This is a genomic window from Thermoanaerobacter sp. A7A, assembly GCF_000445185.1.
Lineage (GTDB): Bacteria > Bacillota > Thermoanaerobacteria > Thermoanaerobacterales > Thermoanaerobacteraceae > Thermoanaerobacter.
Genome location: NZ_AVAF01000124.1, coordinates 1 through 1,692, shown reverse-complemented (window position 1 = coordinate 1,692; position 1,692 = coordinate 1). Strand labels below are relative to the sequence as shown.

The following is a 1,692-nucleotide window of genomic DNA, read 5'->3' as shown; positions in this document are numbered from 1 at the left end:
AAATTTTAAGAGGCATAAAAAGCGAGCTTGAAGAGAACGGGCTTTTAGATGTAGTTTTTACAGGAAGTACTGAAGAAAATTTCCCTACATCTATGACAGGTATAGGAATCACTGTAATAGCAAAAGCAAATGTTTGTGATTTAAAGATAAAAAAAGTGAAAGCAGGTATGCATGTTTCTCTTTTAGGTTATCCACGTGTAGGAAGTGAAGTTTTAAGCTCAAACGATGTGCTTACATTGAAAGACTACGTAAAAATTTCCAACTCAAAAGAAATAGTGGAAGCAATACCTGTGGGTTCAAAAGGGATAAAATATGAAATTGGCATATTAGAGAAGATATCAGGATTAAAGGTGGAGGCGAATTTTCCACAACATCTTGATGTATTAAAATCAGGGGGGCCTTCTACCTGCTGCCTTGTAGTCCACAGTGAGGAAGATACAGCCTCTATTAAAGGACTGACAGATAAACCCTTAACATATGTCGGAGTGCTGATTTAGCGTAAATGAAAGAAGGTGTTTCAATGAAGCCTTATGAGCATGGCGGAAATGTTTATGATTATGAAGGAGAAATAATCGATTTTAGTTCAAATATAAATCCTCTTGGGGTGCCGGAATGGATTTTTGATATTATCAAAAAAGTTGATTTAACGAAATATCCGGATATAAAATATCGAAAACTAAAAGAGGCTATTTCACAGTATGTGGGGTATTCACAAGAAAATATAATTGTTGGGAATGGCGCGACAGAGCTCATACATCTTTTTGTGAGAGCATTTAAGGTGAAAAGACCCCTCATTCCGTCTCCTGCTTTTTTGGAATATGAAAGGGTAGTCTACATAAACGGTGGTGAACCGATATATTTCAGGCTGGAAGAAGACTATGGATTTAAAGTAAATCTCGCAAAGCTTCTTTCACAAATGGAAGAGGCGGATTCTTTAATCATTGGGAATCCTAACAATCCTACAGGACAAGCCATAATTAGAGAGGAAATAGGAATTTTATTAAAAAAAGCGGAGATTTTGAATATACCTGTCATGATAGATGAAGCTTTTATTGAATTTATGAAAGACTATAAAAATTATGAAGCCTTACCTCTTGCAAAAGAGCATGATAAATTGTTTATTGTAAGAGCTGTCACAAAATTTTTTGGCATGCCAGGGCTGAGATTGGGGTACGGGATTGGAAGTCCTTCTTTGATACAAAAGTTAGAAGAATACAAAGAACCTTGGACAGTAAATGCTCTTGCAGATGCTGTGGGGAGAGAAATATTTAAAGATGAAGCTTATATAGAAAAAACAAGGGAATATGTAAATAAAGAAATAGAGTATATGCTTTATGCTTTAAGAAAAATTGATTATTTAGTTGCTTTTGATACAAAAGTAAATTTTATATTGTTAAAGTTAAGAACAGGAAGGGTAAATGACCTTAAACAAATACTTTTAAAAAAAGGAATTCTCATAAGAGATGCTTCTAATTTTAGGTATCTTGATAAAAGCTTTTTTAGAGTTGCTATAAAAAGACATGAAGACAATGAAAAATTGATACAGGCTTTGAAAGAAATAGATATAAAAGATTTAGTAGAAGATAAAGAAAGGGTTGTAATATAATGAGCCTTGTTATGATCACAGGTGGTGCAAGGTCTGGCAAAAGTGAATTTGCTGAAAAATTGGCTTTAGAAAAAGGAGGAAACAGT

At 33.9% G+C, this 1,692-nt stretch carries 3 protein-coding genes; all 3 read left to right on the top strand.

The window, feature by feature from the left end; genetic code table 11:
• The coding region (locus tag M663_RS0109855) for a hypothetical protein (protein ID WP_042805306.1) at positions 1–497 on the top strand (497 nt) is incomplete at its 5' end.
• A gap of 23 nt (positions 498–520) precedes the next feature.
• A complete protein-coding gene (cobD, locus tag M663_RS0109850; RefSeq protein WP_029688791.1) occupies positions 521–1,606 on the top strand; it encodes a threonine-phosphate decarboxylase CobD in 1,086 nt (361 codons plus the stop codon).
• Positions 1,606–1,692 (top strand): bifunctional adenosylcobinamide kinase/adenosylcobinamide-phosphate guanylyltransferase (locus M663_RS15525; RefSeq protein ID WP_273702690.1); only part of this gene is annotated, 87 nt, incomplete at its 3' end. The genes cobD and M663_RS15525, both read left to right, overlap by 1 nt.